Genomic DNA, 20,950 nt, shown 5'->3' with positions numbered 1-20,950 from the left:
CATCTTTCGAAGGGAACACACGCACGATGGAACTCAAGGGAATTTCGACCGCGGTCACCGGCGGCGCGTCCGGTCTCGGTCTGGCGACGGCCCGCCGGCTCGTCGACGCGGGTGCTCAGGTCACGCTCATCGACCTGCCGAACTCCGACGGTGAGGCGGCGGCGAAGGAATTGGGCAGCGCCGCGCAGTTCGCTCCCGCCGACGTGACCGATTCCGAGCAGTTCGCGGCCGCACTCGACGTCGCCGACGAGCGTGGCGGACTGCGCGGCCTCGTGCACTGCGCGGGCGCCGGACGCCGGATGCGCATCCTCGACTCCGACGGCAAGGCGGGCTCCGTCGAGGACTTCGAGTTCGTGATCCGGCTCAACCTCGTCGGGTCGTTCAACGCCCTGCGGCTCGGGGCGGAGCGGATGGCGCGGCAGGAGGAGATCGACGGCGAGCGCGGCGCGGTCGTGCTGACGGCGTCCGTCGCCGCATTCGAAGGCCAGATCGGCCAGATCAACTACACCGCGTCGAAGGCCGGCATCGTGGGCATGACGGTCACCGCGGCCCGGGACCTCGCCAGCCGTAACATCCGGGTGTGCACCATCGCCCCGGGGATCATGGACACCCCGCTCCTCGCCCGGCTGCGCGACGACGTGCGCGCGTCGCTGGAGAAGTCGGTGCCGAACCCGTCGCGTCTGGGCAAGCCGAGCGAGTTCGGGCAGCTCGCCTGCCAGATCCTCGAGAACGGCTACCTCAACGGCGAAACCATCCGCCTGGACGGTGCCATCCGCATGGCACCCCGCTGACGAGTAGGGGACCGAACGTGAACAATCCCGCACCGGCACTGCACTATCCGGAACTGACGATGGCGGCGTTCCCGTCGAGCATGGCACTCCTCTACGGCGACCGGCCCGCGGTGGTCGACGGCGACGCCGTGTGCACCTACCGCGAACTCGACGATCGGTCGGGAGCGTTCGCCGCCGCGCTGCGGGATGCGGGCGTGACCGAGCGCGACGTGGTGCTCCTGCACCTCGGCAACTGCATCGAGTTCGTCGTGGCCTACTACGGCGCGCTGCGGGCAGGGGCGACCGTCACCCTGGTCAACCCTCTCCAGCCCGCCCCCGGACTGCGCTCGCAGATCCTCGACACCGCGGCGGTCGCCGCCGTCACCCAGCCCGGGCAGCTGGACACGCTCGCCGAGGCTGCGCGCGGCACCACCGTCCGCACCATCGTGGTGGCCGGACTCCCGGCGGGCGTCGGGCGCGGTCAATTCGGGTTCGAGGAGTTCGTCCGCGGGTATGCCACCGCGCCGTTCACCCCGGCGGTGTCCGGGGACGACGTCGCCCACCTCGCCTATACGGGCGGCACCACCGGGTTGTCCAAGGGCGTGCGGGTGCTGCACCGCAACGTTCTCGCCAACGTGACCCAGATGATTGCGTGGCGCGCGGGCCACGAGGTGCGGGCCACCGCCGACGGCGGTATCGAACTGCGTCCCATCGAGAGTCTCGGCGACCGCGGTGTGGTGCCCGGCGCCGGCGCGACCGTCGTCGTGTCGCCGCTGTTCCACGCGCACGCGCTGATCAACATGTCGTTCCTGCTGCTGTGCGGGGCGACGCAGGTGTTCGCCGGGCGCTTCGAGCCCGGCCGGATGCTGGAGTTGATCGAGACGAACCGCGCCACGTACATCACCGGGAGCCCGGCGATGTGGCACGCCGTCGCCACGCATCCAGACGCCGCGACCCGGGACACCGATTCGGTACGGGTGGTCTCCTCGGGCGCCGCGCCGATCGACCACGTGACCCTCGAGGCGCTGGGGCGGGCGTTCCCGTCGGCGAGCGTGGTCGAGGGGTACGGGCTGACGGAGGGAACCTGCCTGGTCGCGTCCGCACCGCTGACCGGGGCCGTCGCCTACAAACTCGGCAGCGTGGGGTTGCCGGTCTTCGACACCGAGGTGCAGATCCGCGCCCAGGACGACTCCAATGCCGTACTGGACGCCGGCGCCCGCGGCAAGCTGTGGGTCCGGGGACCGCAGGTCACGGACGGCTACCTGAACCATCCGGAGATCACGGCGCAGCAGTTCGTCGACGGCTGGCTCGACACCGGCGACATCGCCTACCTCGACGAGGACGGATACCTGTTCATCTGCGATCGCACCAAGGACATGCTGATCTACAAGGGCTACAACGTGTATCCGCGTGAGCTCGAGGAGATCCTCGTCTCGCACCCGGACGTGTCCTCCGCCGCCGTCGTCGGCCGCGAGGCAGGCAGCGTCGGCCAGGAGCCGGTGGCGTTCGTGGTGCCGATGCCTGGAGTGACGATCGACGGGGATGCGGTGTCCGCGTTCGTCGCCGAGCGGGTGCTGCCGTACAAGAAGGTACGCGACGTGGTGGTGGTCGAGCAGTTGCCGACCTCGGCGGCCGGGAAGATCCTCAAGACGAAGCTGCGCGAGCAACTCGCGACCGCGGCGACGTAGCTCCCGCTGGGTGGACGCAACCCTGTGACGCGCTCCCTCCATCCCCTACCGTCCTGGTAGCGGGGAAGGAGGGAGCGCTGATGGTTGCGGCAGAACCGATCGTGTACATCGTCGACGAGATGGTGGTGACGCCCGGCCGGGCGCGCGCGTTTCTCACCGCCTACCTGGAACGCTATGCGCCCGGCGCGATTGCGCGTGGCCTGACCCTCGACCGCGTGCTGGTCTCGCCGCCGGTATGGCTCGAGGACCAGTCCAACACCGTCAGTGTCAGCTGGACCCTGCGCGGCGCTCGCGCCTGGTGGCACCACAGTCTTCTCGCACGCCACGACGCGGACGTGCTGCGCTGGTGGGAGGACGCCGACGAGCTCCTCACCACCCGGCGACGCACCGTCTCCTGCGCGCCCGCGGACGTGGAGGTCGCGACCGATGTTTAAGGTGACCAAGCTGATTCACCTCGGCGCCGACTCCGACGGCACCGCCGCTGCGTCGCTGGCAGGCAGGCTGCAGGACGTCGCGGCTCCCCGGGCCCGGCGCGTTCTCGTGGCACCGACCCTGCCCGGCGGCATCAACGGCGGCGACGTGATCGCGCACCTCCACTTCGACGACGAATCCGACTGGCGCGCCGTCGAACCCGGCATCGTCGCGCAGCTGTCCGCCCACGGGATCGGGCACGTCGACAGCGTCGGCTACGCAGGCGTGCCCACTCCCGCCCCACGCGCCCTCGAACCGGCCGTGTACCGGACGCTCCTCGTCTCGGTCGACAATTCGGCCGACCCGGCGGTGATGGAGCAGTTCGAATCCGAGACGCGGGCGATGCCGAACTACATCCGCACCATCGGGACGTCGCAGCTGAGCCGGGTCCACGAGTCGGCCGGTTCGGCTCGGTGGACCCACGTCTGGGAGCAGGAATACGCCGACCTCGACGGACTGTCCGGGCCGTACATGACGCACCCCTACCACTGGGCGCACATCGATCGGTGGTTCGATCCCGAACGCGGGCCGCGGATCGTCACCCGGCTCTGCCACAGCTTCTGCGTGATCGACGGGGCGATCATCTAATTATTGGTGGTGGGGTTGGGATCGGTCGGGTGCCGGGTCGAGGTGGGTGGTGGCCCAGTTGGCGAGCAGGGTCATCGCGTCGGCGGACGGGGTGGCGGGTTCGGCGCTGTAGAAGGTCAGGACCAGGCCGGGGTCGGCGGGCACTGGCATCGTTTCGTAGCCGATGGTGATGTCGCCGACGACGGGGTGATGGAAGGTCTTCGTTCCGGTGTAGTGCAGGCGCACATTGTGTTTGGCCCATCGGGTGCGGAATTCTTCGCTGCGGGTTGATAGTTCGCCGACGAGGTCCGAGATGCCGCGGTCGTAGGGGTCGCGGCCGGCGTCGGTGCGCAGCAGGTTGACCGCGCCGTCGGCGGCGTGGTCCCAGTTGGGGTAGAACTCGTGGGCGCGGGGGTCGAGGAAACAGAAGCGGACGAAGTTGACCGGTACGGCCGGCTCGGGGTGCAGCGGGTCGGGGTAGAGCGGGCTGTAGAAGGCGTAGGCGAGTGGGTTGGCGGCGACGAGGTCGTGGCGGGCGTTGCGCACGAACGCGGGCCCGGTGTAGGCGTCGAGTAGTCGCTGCACCATCGGTCTGACCGGCTTGCCGGCGCGGCGTGGCCGGGTCCGTTGCGGGCGGGTCAGGGCGCTGCGGTGCAGGTCGAACAGGTGGGAGCGTTCGGCGTCGTCGAGTTCGAGGGCGCGGGCGATGGCGTCGAGGACCTGTTCGGAGATGTTGTTGACCTTGCCGCGTTCGATCTGCGTGTAGTAGTCGACCGAGAGCCCGGCCAGGGTGGCGACTTCTTGACGGCGCAGGCCCGGGACGCGGCGTTTGGCGGCGTCGTAGACCGGTAGCCCGACGTGTTCGGGGGTGATCTTGGCCCGCCGTGACGCCAGGAACTGGCCGATCGCGGCCGCTCGGTTAGTGGACTCCATAGAGGCGAGGCTACGACCTGCCCCGTGGTGGGTGCCAGGTGCTGTGAGGGGGGTGCTGCCGGCACCCCTCTCATCTTCGCCTCCCACGGCGGCTGTCTGCGGCGTTGCATGGATGCTGCGAGCACGGAGGTGCTCCGACGCCCGAGCAAAGTGTTTCGAGATCGACGAAGGTGACATGAGCACGCAACCAGATATCCGAACAACACCGAGTACTCGGTTGCCTGCACTGGTGTATGTGCTGGCGGCCGGGATCTTTCTGATGGGCACGACCGAGTTCATGGTCGCCGGGCTGTTGCCCGACGTTGCCGCGGATCTGGGTGTGGATATCGCCCGGGCCGGGTTGCTGGTCACGGCGTTCGCGGTCGGCATGATCATCGGTCCGCCGGTGATGGCGCTGGCCACGGTGCGGCTGCCCGCGCGGGCCACCCTGGTCGGTGCGCTGACGGTGTTCGCCGCCGGGCACGTCGTCGCGGCGGTGAGCGATTCGTTCACCGTCGTGACCGTGTCGCGAGTGGTGACGGCGCTGGCCACCGGCACCTTCTGGGCGACCGGCGCCATCGTGGCCACGACCGTCGCCGGGCCCGGGGCGAGCGCACGCGCGCTGGCGGTGATGTCGGGCGGGCTGAGCCTGGCCGTCGTCGCGGGAGTGCCGGTGGGGACCTTCGCCGGGCAGTTCAGTGGCTGGCGGGGACCGTTCTGGATGCTGGCCGTGCTGGCGGTTCCGGCGATCGTGGTGGTGTTGCGGTACGCGCCGACCACGGCCGGTGACGGCCGGGCCAGGGTCTCGGTCGGTGCGGAGTTGTCGGCGGTGCGGCCGTGGCGGGTGTGGGTGATGCTGGGGGCGATCGCGCTCGCGCAGGCCGGGTTCCTCGGCGCGTACAGCTTCATCAGCCCGCTGCTGACCGACCGCGCCGGCATCCCCACCGTGCTGGTGCCGGTGGTGCTGGTCGGATTCGGGGTCGGTGCGCTGGCGGGCACGGCGCTCGGTGGTCGGGTCGGCGACCGCCGTCCCCTGGTCACGATCGCCGTGGCGGTGTCGTGCACCGCTGCCCTGCTTCTCGTGCTCGCCGCGACCGCGAGCCACTCGACGATAGTGGTCGCGGTAGTCGTGCTGCTCGGTGCGTGCGGGCTCGGTGCGAACCCCGTGCTGATCGCCCAGGTCCTTCGGTTCGCAGGCGACGGGTCGCGGTTGGCGTCGTCGCTGGCGACCGCGGCGTTCAACCTCGGTACCGCCGGAGGGTCGGCCCTCGCCGCGACCACCCTGTCGTCCTCGCTGGGTCTGGCCGGCCCGGCGGTGCTCGGCGCCGCTGTGACCGGAGCAGCGCTGCTCCCGGTCGCTGTGCTCGCCACCACCCGGGCCACGACGAAGATCGAGACCGGACTCGACGCCATCACCATTGCCGGCGACAACGCCACGTTCACCGTCACCGACTGACCACCCCGACGACAGAAAAGGACCACCACTATGCGTGGGGTATTTGATGGGCCACGAGTACGTCGGAATCGTCGAGGAAATCGGGGACGCCGTGCAGACCCTCACGGTCGGGGATTTCGTCGTCGGTTCGTTCTGCGTCTCCGACAACACCTGCGAGATCTGCCGTGCCGGGTACCAATCCCGCTGCGCACAAGGTTAATTCGTGGCCGGCACCATTGGAACTCAGGCGGAGCGTGCCCGCATCCCGTACGCCGACGGCACCCTCGTCGCAACCCCGGTCAGCCGGACCCCGATCTGGTGCCCTCCCTGCTGGCGGCGTCGGACGTCCTGGGAACGGGCTGGTTCGCGGCCGTCGCCGCCGAGGCCGGCCCCGGAAAGACCGTCACCGTCGTCGGTGACGGCGCCGTCGGCTTGATGGGTGTGCCGGCCGCCAAACAGCGGGGAGCCGACCGGATCATCGCCATGTCCCGCCACGACGACCGGCAGGAGTTGGCTCGGGAGTTCGGCGTCGCCCACGACGGTGTCGCCCTGCCCGACAAGGGCTACCAGGCGATGGACGACCGCCGTGCCATCAAGACCCTGCTCACCCTCTGACCGACAATCACAACCACCTGGAGTCAAGCAACGATGAACACCCTCTTCCCGCAGCCGGGCGTCAACCGCCGCGGCCTGATGAGTCTGGCCCGCACCGGCATCGCCGTTGTCGGCGTCCTCGCAGCCTCCGCCTGCGCCCCCCGGGTCACCGTCGAGAAGGTGACCTTCCAGAACCAATACCGGATGAATGTCACCGGCAACCTGTTCGTCCCGCGGGACCTGGACCGTAATGCGACGCATCCGGCGATGGTGGTCGGGCATCCGATGGGTGCGGTCAAGGAGCAGAGCGCCAACCTGTACGCGACCAAGATGGCCGAGCAGGGTTTCGTCGCCCTGTCGCTGGATCTGTCGTTCTGGGGTGAAAGCGAGGGCGAGCCCCGCAATGCCGTCGCCCCCGACATCTACGCCGAGGACTTCAGCGCCGGCGTGGACTTCCTGCGCACCCAGCCGTTCGTCGACCGGGAACGGATCGGCGCGATCGGGGTCTGCGGCAGTGGCAGTTTCGTCATCAGCGCCGCCAAGATCGACCCGCGCATCAAGGCCGTCGCCACGGTCAGCATGTACGACATGGGCGGCGCCACCCGCAACGGGCTGGGCCATTCGGTCACCCTGGAACAGCGTCGAGCCGCTCTGGCGCAGGCGGCGGAGCAGCGCGATGTGGAGTTCGCCGACGGTGCTACCGCGTACACCGGTGGCACGCCGGAGGAATTGACGGACCAGTCGGGTCCGATCGAGCGTGAGTTCTACGACTTCTACCGCACCGCACGCGGAAACAGTCCCGACACCACCACGCACCCGACGCTGTCGAGCAACGTCAAGTTCATGAACTTCTACCCGTTCGCCGACATCGAGACCATCTCGCCCCGCCCGATGCTGTTCGTCGCCGGAGAGAATGCGCACTCTCGCGAATTCAGCGAAGAGGCCTACCGACTCGCCGGTGACCGCAAGGAACTGGTGATCGTTCCGGGTGCCGGGCACGTCGACCTCTACGACCGGGTCGACATGATCCCGTTCGACAGGTTGACCACGTTCTTCACCCAGAACCTGACCTAGCGGCGTGTGAGAACTCACCCAGGGCTCGGTGCGTTCTCGCGTCCGGCCGATGGGCCACGGATATGCCGGCGTGCGCCGATTACGCACGCCGGCATGTCCATATCAACTGTCGTCCGCGCAGACCGGGTACAGAAGGGCGGAAGGACACCGATGACCGGGAAAGGTAGTGCCGACAACCACGATCGAGCAGGAACGATCGCGATCGGTATGGCCATAGCGATCACGGCCGTCCTGACCTACCTGGATTCACTGAATTGCTGACGGAACCGCGCTCGCGAACCGAACCCGTGCCCGACCACATCGACACCATCGTCGATGTGATCGGGGTTGAGACGGACTGCCGAGTCCGAGTTGTCAACGAACCGACTGCCACACGAGGTCGACGCCCTCGGAGATCTGTCCGCGGCGGGTGTCGCCGGAGGGGTCAGTTCAGGGTGGCGGTGTCGATGACGAAGCGGTATCGGACGTCGGAGGCGAGGACGCGTTCGTAGGCCTGGTTGATCCGGTCGGCGGGGATCACCTCGATTTCGGATCCGATGTTGTGGGTGGCGCAGAAGTCGAGCATCTCCTGGGTCAGTGCAATGCCGCCGATCATCGACCCGGCGAAGTTGCGGCGTCCGGAGATCAGCGTCATCGCGTTCAGGCTGAGCGGCTCGGCTGGGGCGCCGACGTTGACGAGGGTGCCGTCGACGGTGAGGAGGCCGAGGTAGGCGTTGAGGTCGATGCCGGCGCTGACCGTGTTGATGATGAGGTCGAACCGGCCGGCGAGCTGTTCGAACGTGTTCGGGTCGGAGGTGGCGTAGTACTCGTCGGCGCCGAGGCGGAGTCCGTCCTCCTGCTTCTTCAGTGACTGGGACAGCACGGTGACCTCGGCGCCCATGGCGTGGGCGATCTTGACGGCCATGTGCCCGAGCCCGCCGAGTCCGACGACGGCGACCTTCTTGCCGGGGCCGGCGCCCCAGCGGCGCAGCGGGGCGTAGGTGGTGATGCCGGCACACAGCAGCGGGGCCGCGGCGGCCGGGTCCAGGCTCTGCGGGACCGACAGGACGTAGTCGGCGTCGACGACGACGTGGGTGGAGTAGCCGCCCTGGGTGGTGGTGCCGTCACGGTCGACGCCGGCATAGGTGGGGACCATGCCGTTGGCGCAGTACTGCTCGTCGCCGTTTCGGCAGTGGGCGCAATCGCCGCAGGAGTTGACCATGCAGCCGACGCCGACGCGGTCACCGACCGTGTGGCGGGTGACGTCGGCACCGACCTCGGCGACGACGCCGACGATCTCGTGGCCGGGCACGACCGGGAAGGTTTGGGGACCCCAGTCGCCGTTGACGGTGTGGATGTCGGAGTGGCAGATTCCGGCGTACTGGATCTCGATGAGGATGTCGTGCGGGCCGACGTCGCGGCGCTCGATGGTCGTGGGGACCAGTGGCTGGCCCGCGGCGGGGGCGGCGTACGCGTGGACATGCATAGCAGATCTTCCTTCTTCTCAGGTGGTTATTTCGGGAGTGAGCAGGGCACGGCTGAGCGACCGGTGACGCATCAGTCGATCGGGTCACCGGGCGAGGTGGGTGGGTTAACGCCTCTTGGTGTTCTTGAGTTCGTCAGCCACTGCGCTCGCCTCGGCCGCAAGGAGCGCCGCCCGGGGCTCGTCGCCTGCGTCGATCGCGCGCCAGTAGTCGATCTTGATGTCGACGTAGCGTTGCCGGAGTGCGACCTGCCGGGCCTCGAGGGCGAGTTGCTGCCGGCGTTCGGTCAGCAACTCGATCTGTGAGGGAGCGGCTGCGGCCCCGAGCTGTCCGTTGGCGACGTACTCCTTCATGTCGTGCACCGACATCCCGGTGGCCGCCAGGCACGCGACTGCCAGCAGTTGGCCCAGGTCGTTCTCGTCGTAGACCCTGTGCCTACTGCTCTCCCCTCGGTTGATCGGCGCGATCACCCCGACCGACTCGTAGTACCGCAGCGTGCTGGCCGGAAGGCCGGTCAGAGCGGCGACGTCCTTGATGGTGTAGTCGCGGGGGGTGGTTCGTGCACTCACCCAATAGACGCTAAGAACTTCGAGTACTTGAAGTCAAAGGTCAGATGAGTCACACCGGCGATCCATTTGTGTACGTTTTCGTATTTATCGGCGAGGGTGAGCACAAGGACTGGTGGGATTTCCTGTTCGAGGTCCTCGAACTGGTCATCCGTCGCACCGATCGGCGTGTTCGGCGCCCTGACGGCGATGACGGTCCCGACCGGGTGCTCGTTCAACCAGGACGGCTTCCCGGGGTTTATCGGGCTTGCTGGTCTTGTGTGGTGTCGTGTTTTTCGTGTGCAGCGTTTGTCGCCGCCCAGCTGGCGAGCATGGCGAGCGCATCCGCGGAGGGGGAGCCGGGTTCGGCGGTGTACGCGGTGAGTGTCAGGGCCGATTGGTCCGGCCCCGGGACCTGCATGGCGTCGAAGTCGAGCTCGAGATCTCCCACGACCGGGTGATGGAAGTGCTTCGTTCCGGTGCGGTGAGTTCGCACGTTGTGGGCGGCCCATCGGGTGCGGAAGGCGTCACTGTGAGTGGCGAGTTCACCGATCAGCGTGGTGAGCTCGGGGTTGTGGGGGTCGCGGCCGGCGTCGGTGCGGAGCAGTTCCACAGCGGTGTCGGCGGCGGCGTCCCAGTCGGGGAAGAAGTCTTCGGACCGCGGGTCGAGGAAGTGGAACCGGGCGATGTTGCCGGACAGGGCGGGATTATCGAGGACCGGCGCGTACAAGGCGCGCCCGAGGGGGTTGGCGGCGAGGATGTCCAGGCGTCCGTTGCGGACGAATGCGGCCGTCGTGGTCATCGAATCCAGGACGCGTTGCAGGCTGGATGACACCTGTGGGGTGTGGGGTCGCCGGGCCCGCGGCCTCCTGGCGGGCTTGGCTGCGCGGGCCAAGGCGAACAGGTGTGTGCGTTCGGCCTCGTCGAGTTGGAGTGCACCCGCTACTGCGTCGAGAACGTCCTCGGATACCCCCGCGATGTGACCTTTCTCGAGGCGGATGTACCAGTCGGTGCTGACCCCGGCGAGGACCGCGACTTCTTCGCGCCGCAGGCCGGGTACACGTCGGCGCCCACCGCCGGCCGGGAGACCGACTTGTTCCGGGGTGATCTTGGCGCACCGGGTCGCCAGGAAGTCACGGATTTCGGCTCGATTGTCCACGTCATCGACGGTACGTCGACCGGCGCTGTCGTGGGAGGTTGTGTTTGTACCCCCATAAACGCGCCCTCCCGCACCTGTGGAAACGCGTGTTGCATGGGTTCTCGTCACCCGGCGGCCACCTCGGTTTCGGCGGGCGTGCGCAGCTCGCCGCTGCGCACAGTCTTCTGAAATCGTGGAGGGAGTCCCGTCGTGCTCGATTCGGCTACCGTGCCACACGAGCGGACCGAGACATCGGTTCGGTCGGCGGCGCGCTCGCGGTCGCGGTGTTCGGCGGACTTGGAACCCTCACCGCACAATTGAACGGGCACGGGGCTCCGTGCCGGAAAGAGAGTGAAACACCATGCAGGGAGCCGTCATTTACGGTCCGGGCGATATCCGCGTCGACGAACGCGACAAGCCCACCATCCTCGAACCACCGACGCGACACGATGTCCCACGAAGGAACGGCCAGTGCCCCTCAGCCGATCCCGCCTGATCAGCGGCGAAGATCTCGGCGCCGTCGCCCCCGCTCTGAAGCGGTACGCCGACGACGTCATCACACACGACCTGTGGACCCGCCCCGGCCTGTCGCTTCGGGACCGCAGCATCGTGACCGTCGCCGCGCTCATCGCGCGGAACCAGACCGCCGAGATGACGCAGCAGATCAACGCCGCCCTCGACAACGGTGTGGAGGCCCGAGAAGTATCCGAGATCATCACCCATCTCGCGTTCTACTCGGGCTGGGGCAACGCGATGTCGGCGGTAGCGGTCACCAAGGACATCTACGCCGAACGCGGCATTGACACCGCACAACTGGCCGTCGCCGATCGGTTTCCACTTCCTTTGGACGAAGCCTCCGAGGGCCGACGCGAGACCGCCGTCGAGGCAGGCTTCGGGGCCGTTGCACCCGGTGTCGTGCAGTACACGACCGACGTCTTGTTCCGCGACCTGTGGCTGCGTTGGGAACTCGCACCTCGGGATCGGAGCCTGGTCACCGTCAGCGCGCTCGTCGCATCCGGTCAGGTGGCGCAGATCCCGTTCCACCTCGGCCGCGCCATGGACAACGGGCTCACACAAGAAGAAGCGGGAGAAGCGCTGACACAGTTGGCATTTTACGCCGGGTGGCCGAATGTGTTTTCCGCCCTGCCCGTCGTTCGGGAGGTGTTCGAATTGCGGACCGACTGATTCGGCTTCCGCCAAGTGTGACCCACAGAGAGTTTGGCGAGCGCAACAACACCCCGGATTTCGAGACCGCGGCAAAGATCGATGCAGATACCGAGAGCCGCCTACGCCGGCAATCGCGGTCAGCCGAATCACCCATAGAAGGAGAACAAGATGAAGATTGTGAACCCCGCGCCGACTGGGAAGAACCCGCCGGAGAATTTCACCGGCGACGTCTGGGTCGACGCCATCGCTACCCCACAGGACGGCGGCCAGAAGATGGTGGTCGCGAAAGTGCGTTTCGCCCCCGGCGCTCGCACCGCGTGGCACTCTCACGCCAACGGCCAGACGCTGCACGTAACCGAGGGGATCGCGTTAATGCAGTCGCGCGGCGGGGAAATCATCGAGGTCCACCCCGGCCAGACCGTCTACACCCCACCCGGTGAAGAACACTGGCACGGCGCCTGCCCCGACCGGTTCATGGAGCACCTCGCAATGCTGGAGAACGGGGAAGACCCCGCTACGACGACTACGTGGCTGAGTCACGTCACCGACGAGGAGTACAACGCGTAGCCCGGCGACACGATCAATTCGAATCCACTCCCTACGACGGTTGCGGCACCTGCCATTCGCCGCTGAAGGCGGGGGGACGCTTCTCCACGAAGGCGCGCAATGCGGCCGGTGCGTCGGTCGCGAAGTTGACCGCCTGCGAACGGGCCTCGTTCTCGAGTGCGTCCCGCAGCGACGACGTCGTGCCGTCCTCGATCAGTCGGGCCGACTGCATGACCGCCACGGTCGGTGACGCGGCGAGGCCGGCGGCGAACCGGGCGACCGTGGCGTCCAGTTCTTCCGGTTCGGCGAGTTCGCTGACCAGTCCCAGCGCGTCTGCCTGCTCGGCGTCGATCATCTCGGCGAGCATGACCAAGCGTTTCGCCCGGTGCAGTCCCACCATGCGCGGCAGGAGCCAGGAGCCGCCGAAGTCCACGGACAGGCCGCGTTTGGCGAAGATCTGGCTGAACTGTGCGTCGCGCGAGGCGATGAGCAGGTCGCACAGCAGCGCCAGGTTCCAGCCGGCTCCGACGGCGTAGCCGCGGACCTTCGCGATCAGCGGCTTGGGGAACTCCGCGACCGCCAGCGCTGTCGCGTTGATCTGCCGCATTCGGGTCAGCGGATGCATCGGCGCGCGTTTGTCGAGGTCTGCGCCGGTGCAGAAGTCGCTGCCCGCACCGGTGAGGACCACGACGCGGGTGGCGTCGTCGAGGGCGAGTTCGGCGAGCGCCTCACGCAACGCGATCCACGAGTCGAGGGTCATCGCATTACGCCGGGTGGGCCGGTTCAGCGTGATCGTCGCGACCGCGCCGTCCCGGCTGATCAGGACGTCGGATTCTGCGGATGCGGCCCCTGCGGTGGAGGGGAGGGATTCGATGCTCATGCGCGGCTCCAGACGTGGGCGCGGTTCTCGGCGACGCCCCGGGTGGCCGGCGCCGTGCCGCTCCCAGTCAGTCGATCACCGGAGACGTTCCGCCGCAATGTCGTTCTGGGACACACAGGATGAGGCGAAACCTATGAACTGTGTTCAGTGTTCGAGGTGTGCGCCCGCACCAGTTCGACGAACGCGTGCCCGACGGGGGAGAGCATGTCGGGGTCGAACGCGATCCCGAATGTGCGGGCGAACGTCGGCTCCGCCCGGCGGACCACGGCGCGGTCCCGGGCCGCCTCCGCGATCGACCGTTCCAGCAGGGTTCCGCCGATCCCCGCGAGTACCAAGGGAAGTCGCGCTTCGCGATGGTCGGACAGCGCCGCGAGGTGCGGGCGGGCTCCGGCGTGACGGATCGATTCCTCGATCTCGTCCGCGACGGAGTGACCGCGGGGAACGAACACCATCGGGACGTCGGGGAGGTCGGCGAGCGGAACGGGTCCCTCCGGCAGGTCGGTGCCCGGCGGGTACACGAGCCAGTACTCCTGTTCGCCGAGTTCGAGGACGTCCAGACGGGCGTCGTCGAGCGGAAGGTGGGCCACCACGAATTCGCAGTGCCCGTCCTCGATCAGCGACCCGGCCTGGGCCTCGTCTTTCAATTCGCCCAAGCGCACCAGCACATTCGGGTGGGTCCGCCGGAATTCGGTGACGAGGTCGACGAGGGGCCCGATCGCCAGCGCCGGAAACGCCATGACGTCGAGTCGGCCGGCGAGCGCGCCGTCGGAGGTGGCGAGGAGGTCTTCGACGGCGGTGACGTCGCGCAGGATCTGCCTGCTCGGCCCGACAAGGCTGCGGCCTGCGGCGCTGAGCACCATGCCGCGGCCGATGCGGTGGAACAGTTGCACGCCCAGTTCCCGCTCGAGCCCGCGCAGTGCCTGCGAGATGGTGGGTTGTGCGACGCCGAGCGACGCGGCGGCCCCGTTGATGCCCTCGTGTTCCACGACGGCGAGGAAGTACTCGACCTGACGCAATTCCATGTGGTCAGTTCCCCTCTCGAGTGCCCGCGGTCTGGGCGGCCTGCGCGATCGACACGAACGCCGAGGCCGCCGGTGATCCCGGGCCGGACCGCTGGACGAGACCGACGGGGCGGGTCAGCTTCGGCGTCATCGACCGGATCGCGACCCCGCGCAACTGTTCCTCGGCGACCAGTCGGGGCAGGACGGTGGCTCCTGCTCCGCGCATCACCAGTTCCCACGTGGCGCCAGGGTGGGTGCAGTCGACGACGACGTTCGTGGGATCGCCCACCAGTTCCGTGATCAGGGACGCGTCGCTCTTGTTCCCGAGATCCTGGATCAGGGGAATGTCCCGGACCGCCGAGCGGGGCACCGGATCGGGGAGGGTCTCGGCGAGCGCGTTCGGCAGGGCCAGGACCAGTTCCTGATCGCCGATGGGGACCGAGTGCAGCGCACTGTGGTCGACGGACAGATCGATCACCCCGAGTTCGGCCTCGCCGCGGCGCAGGGCACCGAGGACGCCGGTGGGGCCGTCGGCGTCGATGACGCGGACCGTCACCCGGGGGTACTGCTCGCGGAACCGGCGCACCAGGTCGACGATCGGATCGATCGAGAACGCCGCGTACGTGACGACGTCGACGCGGCCGGACACGAGTTCGCGCACCGCGGCGACCTTGGCCTTGGCCCGCTCGACGTCGGCGAGGATGCGCCGGGCGGCGACGTCGAGCGTGCGGCCGTCCTCGGTCAGTTCGAGACGTCGCCCGGTGCGGTCGAACAGGGTGACACCGAGGCGGCGTTCGAGTGTGCGGATCGCCTGCGAAAGGGACGGTTGCGAGATGTAGAGGGACTGCGCGGCCCTGGTGATCCCGCCGTGATCGACTACCGCGACGAAGTAGGTGACGAGATGCAGGTCCACGCCGTCATCGTACGGAAGCTGTGACGCGGGCCGTGCCGGTCATGCGGCTATCGGCCACGCCACACCGGGGGGCGCTTCTCCGCGAACGCACGCGCACCCTCCTGGGCGTCCTCGGAGGCGAACACCGGATCGAGGAAGCGGCGTTGCCCGGCGAACGCGTCGGGGTCGGTGTAGGCGGCCGACATCGCGACGACCTGTTTCGTGGCCCGGACGGCGAGCGGACCGTTGGCGGCGACCCGGGCCGCCAGTTCGCGCGCGGCGGCGAGGGCCTGCCCGGGCTCGGTGAGCCGGTTGACGAGTCCGTGCGCGTGTGCGACCTCGGCGGTGAGCGGATCGCCGGTGATCGCCATCTCCATCGCGATCGGGTACGGCAGCACCTTCGGCAGCCGCAGCAGACCGCCCGCGGCCGCGGCGAGTCCCCGCTTGACCTCGGGGATGCCGAACTTGGCGTCGCGGGCCGCGACGATCAGGTCGGCCGACAGCGCCAATTCGCAGCCGCCGGCGAGCGCCCATCCTTCGACGGCGGCGATCAGCGGTTTCGTCGGCGGGGCCTCGGTGAGTCCACCGAATCCGCGGCCGGGCAGCGACGGCCGTTCGCCGCGGCTGAACGCCTTCAGATCCATGCCGGCGCAGAACGTTCCCCCGGCGCCGGTGAGGATCGCGATCGTCAGGTCGGGCCGCGCCTCGAATTCGTCGATCGCGGCGGCGAGCGCCTTCGCGACCTCGAGGTCGACGGCGTTCTTCGCCTCTGGGCGGTTCAGGGTGATGACGGCGACGCCGTCGGCGAATTCGGTGCGAACCACACTCATGGGGTTTTTTCCTTACGGGAGGTAGGGGTCCAGCGTTCGGGGTGGCCCCCGAGCGAGCGGATGCTTCCGCGGTCGGCGAGAACGAGCAGGTGGGCGTGGGTTTCGCGGACCGCGAGGCGGAGCAGGCGGTCGGACATGGAGTCGAACGGACGCGACCACGAAATGTGTTGCGAGATCTCCCACGCCGTCGATTCGGGGCGCACGCTCAGAGCGGCGACGATCTCGGCGAAGCGTTCCTCGTGATGATCCATCAGCTGCCGGGCGCGGTCGGCGATACCCCTGAACCGGTACTCGTGCGCAGGTAGCACCTCGCCGTCGGGCATCGAGGTGGTGGCGTGCAGCGACAGCAGGTACCGGTGCAGCGGGTTCTCCAGTTCGCCGGGGACCGTGGAGATGTTGGGACTGATGCGGGGCAGCATGTGGTCGCCGCTGAACATGAGACCGTGGGTGTCGTCGACGAACGTCAGGTGACCGGGCGTGTGCCCGGGTGTCCAGACCGCCCGCAGATCCCAGCCGGCCAGGTCCAGGGGAGTGCCGTCGCCGAGTACGACGTCCAGGACCTCACCCGGCCCCAGCCGGACGAGGTCGACGCGGGCGGCGGCGAGGATGCCGGTGGGTGCCCCGAGCTGGGTGAGCTGGGTGTTCCACGTGTGTTCGTCGGCTGCGGTGTCCGCCGACGAATGGTGGCCGAGCAGTGCGGCATCCGCGCCGTGCATCGCGAGCGCCGCCCCGCTGACCTCCCGCAGCCGGGGTGCGAGACCGAAATGGTCGGGATGCAGGTGGGTGACGGCGGCGTACCGGACGTCGGTGACGTGGTGCCCGGTCTGCGCGATCCCGTCGACGAGCGCCCGCCACGACTCCTCGGAATCCCAGCCGACGTCGATCAGCGCGAGACCGTCGGGAATCGCGAGTGCGTAGATCAGGACGTACCGCAACGGGTTTCGTGGCATCGGCACCGGGATCGACCACAATCCGGGGCGCACCTGCTCGACGGGTGGGAGTTCGCCGCGGGCCCAGGCCTCGCGCTGGACGGTGCCGACGTCCTCGGTGACGATCACGACGGCACCTCCGTGTCGCGGAGTCCTTCGCGCAGGGCGCGTTTGAGGACCTTGCCGCTCGCTCCCCGCGGAAGTTCGGCGACGTAGACGATCTCGCGCGGCTTCTTGTACGACGCGAGCCGGTCGGCGGTGAACGCGATCAGGTCCTGCTCGTCCGGTGCGTTTGACGGATCGGCGAGCCGGACGACCGCGGTCACGGTTTCGCCCCAGGTCCGGTGCGGCACACCGATCACCGCGACCTCGGCCACCGCCGGATGCTCGGCGAGCACCGTTTCGACCTCGATCGGGTACACGTTCTCGCCTCCGGTGATGATCATGTCCTTCACCCGGTCGGTGACGAACAGATAGCCCTCCGCGTCGATGTGCCCGGCGTCGCCGGTGCGCAGGAATCCGTCGTGGGTGAGAAGGTTCGCCGTCTCGTCCGGCCGGTTCCAGTAGCCCGCGACGTTGTTGCGTGAGCGGCACACGATTTCCCCGGATTCGCCCACCGGGAGCCGGGCGCCGGTCACCACCTCCCGGATCTCGACCTCGACACCGGGCATGGGCCTGCCTGCGGACCGCAGCAGATGCGCGCGGTCCCCGGACGGGTCGTGGTCCTGGGCGGCGAGGGCGGTGACCGAGCCCGTCGTCTCCGTCATGCCGTAGCGCTGCACGAATCCGCAGCCGAGGCGATCGATCGCCCGCCGGAGCAGCGTGGTGGTGATCGGCGCCGAACCGTACGCGACCAACTCGAGGCTCGACACGTCGTAGCGTTCGAGGCCGGGCACGTCGAGGAGCATCTGAATGGTCGAGGGAACCAGGAAGGCGTGGGTGATCCGGTGCCTTTCGATCAGTTCGGCGACCTGCCGGGCGTCGAACGCGCCGAGCAGCACCACGTGGACGCCCGCGGACAGGCAGGTGCTCAGCCAGCCGGCGCCCGCGATGTGGAACAGCGGCAAGGCGTCGAGTGCCACGGAGCCGGGTTTCCAGTGGTAGATCAGCAGGCCGTCGGGTTCGTTGTGCAGGTTGCGATGCGTCGCGACCACACCCTTCGGATGCCCGGTCGTGCCCGAGGTGTAGAGCTGCAGCACCTCGGCGGCGGGGTCGTCCCCGAGCCCCGGGTCGGTGGCGGTGCCCGACGTGACCAGTCGTTCCCACGTCCAGGCGCCGGGCGGAAGGGGCTCGCCGTCGGCCGCATCGACGACCACCACGACCATCTGCGGGAGCGCGTCGCGGACGGCGTCGGCGGCGGCCGCGAACTCGGATTCGACGATCAGCACCTCGAGCCCGGCATCGACCGCGACCGCGGCGGCCTCGGCTGCGGGGAGCCGCCAGTTCAGTGGGACGAACACGAGCCCCGACTTGGCGGCGGCCACGAACGTCTCGACGCCCTCGGTGCGCATCCGCAGCAGTGCCCCGACCCGGCCGCCCCGGGATGTCAACGCCGACAGCGCCGTTGCGATCCGGTTGGTCCGCCAGTCGAGCTCCGCGTACGTCAGTGTGGTGTCACCGCACGTCACAGCGGGTGCTCCGGGCCGTTCCGCGGCATGGTGCCGCACGCGCTGGGGAAGATGCAGACCACTCACATCAGGCTCCTCGATCAGTCGTCGACGCCGCCGGTGGACCGGGTGACGTGTGGTGCCAGTCGACCACCGGTGTGAGTGCGGAAACAAAGTCACAGAGCCGAACGGACAGTGAGGAATCGCCTATGGATGCCCGGCCGGACGGGCGCGCGGCGTTTGTAGACTGGCGTGATGGCCGCCACCCCCGCCCTGAACCCCGAGGACGTTCGGCGTGCGGCGGCGGCACTGCACACCCCCGACATCGACGGCTGGGCGGGCCGCTTCGAACTGCTGTCGGACGGCAACCGCCTCCGGCTGCTGCTGTGCCTGCACCACGCCCCCGACATCTGCGTCGGCGACCTGGCGGCGGCCCTCGACATGACCGGGACCGCCGTCTCGCACGCGCTGCGGCTGCTCCGCAACCAGGGGTGGGTGTCGGCGACGCGGGACGGCCGTTCGATGCGGTACCGGCTCACCGACGACACCGTGCACGAACTGCTGCACACCATCGGGGCCACGCACTATCACAATCACACGGGAGCCGAAGAAGAAAGGTGAATCCCGATATGGAGAACGACCCCGGACTGCTGCCGCTCGACGGCATCACCGTCGTGGCACTCGAGCAGGCCGTGGCCGCTCCGCTCGCCACCCGCCATCTCGCGGACATGGGCGCGCGGGTCATCAAGATCGAACGCGTCGGCGAGGGCGACTTCGCTCGCAACTACGACGACGCGGTATTCGGGCAGGCCTCGCATTTCGTGTGGCTGAACCGGTCGAAGGAATCGATCGGCGTCGACCTGAAGTCCGAGGTCGGACGGGATACCGTCGCGAAGCTGATCGCGAAGGCCGACGTCTTCATCCAGAATCTCGCACCCGACGCCGCCGACCGCCTCGGGTTCGGCGCCGACGCACTGCGCGCCGAGCATCCGGCACTGATCGTCGTGAACATGTCGGGCTACGGGTCGGCCGGGCCGCGGCGCGAACGCAAGGCGTACGACATGCTGGTCCAGGCGGAAACGGGCATGATCTCGGTGACCGGCACCCCGGACACCGCGACCAAGACGGGTGTCCCGGTCTCTGACATCGCCGCGGGAATGTACGCGATGACGTCGGTCCTCGGTGCCCTGTTCCGGCGGCAGCGCACCGGTGTGGGAGCGCGGATCGACGTGTCGATGTTCGACGCGACCGCGGAGTGGCTGGGCCATCCGATGTACATGAAGATGTACGCCGACACGCAGATCCCGCGGGTCGGGCTCGGGCATGCGGCGATAGTCCCGTACGACTCGTATCCCACCCTGGACGGGCAGATCCTCATCGGCGTCCAGAACGACCGCGGCTGGCGGCAACTGGTGACGGACGTGTTCAAACGGCCAGACCTCGCCGACCATCCCCGGTTCGCGACCAACATGCTGCGGGTGCAGCACCGGGCGGAGGTGGACGCTCTGGTGGCCGAGGAGACCCAACGGTTCACGAGCGCCACCCTCGACCAGGCGCTCGCGGACTCCGGGATCCCGGCGGCGGAACTCAACGACCTGGGCGGGCTGATCGAGCACCCGCAACTCGATCAGCGCGACCGCTGGCGTGACGTCGGCACCGAGGCCGGGCCGATCCGCGCGATGCTGCCGCCGATGACGTTCTCCGACGTGGAGATGCGGATGGGGGACGTGCCCGCACTCGGCGCGCACACCGACCTGATCCTCGGCGAACTCGGCTGGTCGGCGGAGGACATCGCGAACCGGCGCGCAGAGGGTGTCGTCGGCTGACCCCAGCAGTTCACTAAGCGCATCAACTGGCCATGCATCAACCAGTCGTGGGCGGACACGCCGCAGCCCCGGCCCGAGTGAGGCCGGGGCTGCAGCCCGCTCTTCGCTCAGGGTGTGGCGAAGAACTTCTCTACGGCAGGCTGGGCATTGGGGTTGCCCACACCGATACCGATGACGGCGCCGGCGATGGTGCCGACCACGGTGCCGACGATGCAGCCTGCGATGAAGTTGGGGAAGATCGACACGCACCCGATGGCCATGCCCACGTTGGAACCGATCGCCATGCCCTGCAGGCCCGCGTTGTTCCAGCCGGTATTGATCTCGTTGGTCATTGTGTCGAAGGCGTCCTGCTTGGTCTCGTTCTCCGGGAAGAACTGCTCGGCCACCTGGCTGCTACCGCCGTCGGCGGCCGGGGTCATGAGCGGCTGCGACCAGTCGATTCCCTGCGGTGCCGGATCGGCGTACGCCGTTCCCGCCCCGACGGCCATCGCGGACACGACGAATATGGACAATGCCAGAGTTCTCAAGAGTTTCATGGAAATTCCCACCATGTCGTAGGACGAACACGATCCCCACCTGAGTGCACCGAACATCGTTGTGCGTGGACCATATTCG

The 20,950-nt window shown here is 68.4% G+C and carries 22 protein-coding genes and 1 pseudogene; 11 read left to right on the top strand and 12 right to left on the bottom strand.

The window, feature by feature from the left end; genetic code table 11:
* Window positions 1-26 precede the first annotated feature (26 nt).
* The 4 genes from CA951_RS23420 (at window position 27) to CA951_RS23405 (ending at window position 3,517) form a co-directional block, all read left to right on the top strand.
* Complete coding sequence (locus CA951_RS23420; RefSeq protein WP_087559092.1) at window positions 27-791, top strand: SDR family NAD(P)-dependent oxidoreductase; 765 nt, start codon at window positions 27-29, stop codon at window positions 789-791.
* Between the two features lie 17 nt (window positions 792-808).
* A complete protein-coding gene (locus CA951_RS23415; RefSeq protein ID WP_087559091.1) occupies window positions 809-2,458 on the top strand; it encodes a class I adenylate-forming enzyme family protein in 1,650 nt (549 codons plus the stop codon).
* An 80-nt stretch (window positions 2,459-2,538) separates the two neighbouring features.
* Window positions 2,539-2,892 carry a hypothetical protein gene (locus CA951_RS23410; protein ID WP_087559090.1) on the top strand — a complete coding sequence of 118 codons (354 nt, stop codon included), beginning with the start codon at window positions 2,539-2,541 and terminating at the stop codon, window positions 2,890-2,892.
* Window positions 2,885-3,517 (top strand): Dabb family protein, encoded by a 633-nt coding sequence (locus CA951_RS23405; protein WP_179220290.1) that lies wholly within the window; start codon window positions 2,885-2,887, stop codon window positions 3,515-3,517. Before CA951_RS23410 ends, CA951_RS23405 begins: the two co-directional genes overlap by 8 nt.
* On the opposite strand, the gene CA951_RS23400 is transcribed toward CA951_RS23405, so the two are convergent.
* On the bottom strand, window positions 3,518-4,429 hold the full coding sequence (locus CA951_RS23400) for a helix-turn-helix transcriptional regulator (RefSeq protein ID WP_087559088.1): 912 nt from the start codon (window positions 4,427-4,429) through the stop codon (window positions 3,518-3,520).
* Between the two features lie 175 nt (window positions 4,430-4,604).
* On the opposite strand from CA951_RS23400, the gene CA951_RS23395 reads away from it, so the two are divergent.
* From CA951_RS23395 to CA951_RS23385, 3 genes and pseudogenes are all read left to right on the top strand, one after another.
* A complete protein-coding gene (locus CA951_RS23395; RefSeq protein WP_179220289.1) occupies window positions 4,605-5,864 on the top strand; it encodes an MFS transporter in 1,260 nt (419 codons plus the stop codon).
* A 46-nt stretch (window positions 5,865-5,910) separates the two neighbouring features.
* A pseudogene (locus tag CA951_RS23390) lies at window positions 5,911-6,407 on the top strand (alcohol dehydrogenase catalytic domain-containing protein); the annotation flags it as partial.
* An 84-nt stretch (window positions 6,408-6,491) separates the two neighbouring features.
* Window positions 6,492-7,511, top strand: a complete 1,020-nt coding sequence (locus CA951_RS23385) for an alpha/beta hydrolase (RefSeq protein WP_087559087.1) — start codon at window positions 6,492-6,494, stop codon at window positions 7,509-7,511.
* A 424-nt stretch (window positions 7,512-7,935) separates the two neighbouring features.
* On the opposite strand, the gene CA951_RS23380 is transcribed toward CA951_RS23385, so the two are convergent.
* The 4 genes from CA951_RS23380 to CA951_RS23365 form a co-directional block, all read right to left on the bottom strand.
* Window positions 7,936-8,976: an NAD(P)-dependent alcohol dehydrogenase gene (locus CA951_RS23380; RefSeq protein WP_087559086.1), complete on the bottom strand. Its 1,041-nt coding sequence runs from the start codon at window positions 8,974-8,976 to the stop codon at window positions 7,936-7,938.
* Window positions 8,977-9,081: 105 nt separating this feature from the next.
* Window positions 9,082-9,543 carry a MerR family transcriptional regulator gene (locus tag CA951_RS23375; RefSeq protein ID WP_087559085.1) on the bottom strand — a complete coding sequence of 154 codons (462 nt, stop codon included), beginning with the start codon at window positions 9,541-9,543 and terminating at the stop codon, window positions 9,082-9,084.
* On the bottom strand, window positions 9,540-9,758 hold the full coding sequence (locus CA951_RS23370) for a hypothetical protein (RefSeq protein WP_087559084.1): 219 nt from the start codon (window positions 9,756-9,758) through the stop codon (window positions 9,540-9,542). The genes CA951_RS23375 and CA951_RS23370 overlap by 4 nt, the downstream gene beginning before the upstream one ends.
* A 20-nt stretch (window positions 9,759-9,778) precedes the next feature.
* Complete coding sequence (locus CA951_RS23365; RefSeq protein ID WP_087559083.1) at window positions 9,779-10,678, bottom strand: helix-turn-helix transcriptional regulator; 900 nt, start codon at window positions 10,676-10,678, stop codon at window positions 9,779-9,781.
* Window positions 10,679-11,128: 450 nt separating this feature from the next.
* Here CA951_RS23365 and CA951_RS23355 point away from each other — a divergent pair, with 450 nt between their 5' ends.
* Both CA951_RS23355 and CA951_RS23350 read left to right on the top strand, forming a co-directional pair.
* A complete protein-coding gene (locus CA951_RS23355) occupies window positions 11,129-11,842 on the top strand; it encodes a carboxymuconolactone decarboxylase family protein (RefSeq protein WP_087559081.1) in 714 nt (237 codons plus the stop codon).
* 150 nt (window positions 11,843-11,992) lie between these two features.
* On the top strand, window positions 11,993-12,391 hold the full coding sequence (locus CA951_RS23350; RefSeq protein WP_087559080.1) for a cupin domain-containing protein: 399 nt from the start codon (window positions 11,993-11,995) through the stop codon (window positions 12,389-12,391).
* A 31-nt stretch (window positions 12,392-12,422) separates the two neighbouring features.
* Here the strand turns inward: CA951_RS23350 and CA951_RS23345 are convergent, their stop codons facing one another.
* The 6 genes from CA951_RS23345 to CA951_RS23320 form a co-directional block, all read right to left on the bottom strand.
* On the bottom strand, window positions 12,423-13,250 hold the full coding sequence (locus CA951_RS23345) for an enoyl-CoA hydratase/isomerase family protein (RefSeq protein ID WP_087559079.1): 828 nt from the start codon (window positions 13,248-13,250) through the stop codon (window positions 12,423-12,425).
* 131 nt (window positions 13,251-13,381) lie between these two features.
* On the bottom strand, window positions 13,382-14,272 hold the full coding sequence (locus CA951_RS23340; RefSeq protein WP_087559078.1) for a LysR family transcriptional regulator: 891 nt from the start codon (window positions 14,270-14,272) through the stop codon (window positions 13,382-13,384).
* Window positions 14,273-14,276: 4 nt separating this feature from the next.
* A complete protein-coding gene (locus CA951_RS23335; protein ID WP_087559077.1) occupies window positions 14,277-15,164 on the bottom strand; it encodes a LysR family transcriptional regulator in 888 nt (295 codons plus the stop codon).
* Window positions 15,165-15,211: 47 nt separating this feature from the next.
* The gene (locus tag CA951_RS23330) at window positions 15,212-15,973 is read right to left on the bottom strand and encodes a crotonase/enoyl-CoA hydratase family protein (protein ID WP_087559076.1); all 762 of its coding nucleotides are present in this window, start codon (window positions 15,971-15,973) and stop codon (window positions 15,212-15,214) included.
* Window positions 15,970-17,031 (bottom strand): MBL fold metallo-hydrolase, encoded by a 1,062-nt coding sequence (locus CA951_RS23325; protein ID WP_087559075.1) that lies wholly within the window; start codon window positions 17,029-17,031, stop codon window positions 15,970-15,972. Before CA951_RS23325 ends, CA951_RS23330 begins: the two co-directional genes overlap by 4 nt.
* On the bottom strand, window positions 17,028-18,596 hold the full coding sequence (locus CA951_RS23320; RefSeq protein WP_087559074.1) for a long-chain-fatty-acid--CoA ligase: 1,569 nt from the start codon (window positions 18,594-18,596) through the stop codon (window positions 17,028-17,030). Before CA951_RS23320 ends, CA951_RS23325 begins: the two co-directional genes overlap by 4 nt.
* Window positions 18,597-18,764: 168 nt before the next feature.
* On the opposite strand from CA951_RS23320, the gene CA951_RS23315 reads away from it, so the two are divergent.
* Both CA951_RS23315 and CA951_RS23310 read left to right on the top strand, forming a co-directional pair.
* Window positions 18,765-19,130, top strand: coding sequence for a helix-turn-helix transcriptional regulator (locus tag CA951_RS23315; RefSeq protein WP_087559073.1), 366 nt, complete (start codon window positions 18,765-18,767; stop codon window positions 19,128-19,130).
* 8 nt (window positions 19,131-19,138) lie between these two features.
* Window positions 19,139-20,335 carry a CaiB/BaiF CoA-transferase family protein gene (locus tag CA951_RS23310; protein WP_256974046.1) on the top strand — a complete coding sequence of 399 codons (1,197 nt, stop codon included), beginning with the start codon at window positions 19,139-19,141 and terminating at the stop codon, window positions 20,333-20,335.
* A gap of 107 nt (window positions 20,336-20,442) precedes the next feature.
* On the opposite strand, the gene CA951_RS23305 is transcribed toward CA951_RS23310, so the two are convergent.
* On the bottom strand, window positions 20,443-20,871 hold the full coding sequence (locus CA951_RS23305; protein WP_087559208.1) for a hypothetical protein: 429 nt from the start codon (window positions 20,869-20,871) through the stop codon (window positions 20,443-20,445).
* Between the last annotated feature and the right edge of the window lie 79 nt (window positions 20,872-20,950).

This window comes from Rhodococcus sp. NCIMB 12038 (genome assembly GCF_002165735.1).
Classification (GTDB): domain Bacteria; phylum Actinomycetota; class Actinomycetes; order Mycobacteriales; family Mycobacteriaceae; genus Rhodococcus_F.
The sequence above is the reverse complement of the archived record's forward strand: the minus strand, read 5'-3'. Positions and strand labels throughout refer to the sequence as shown.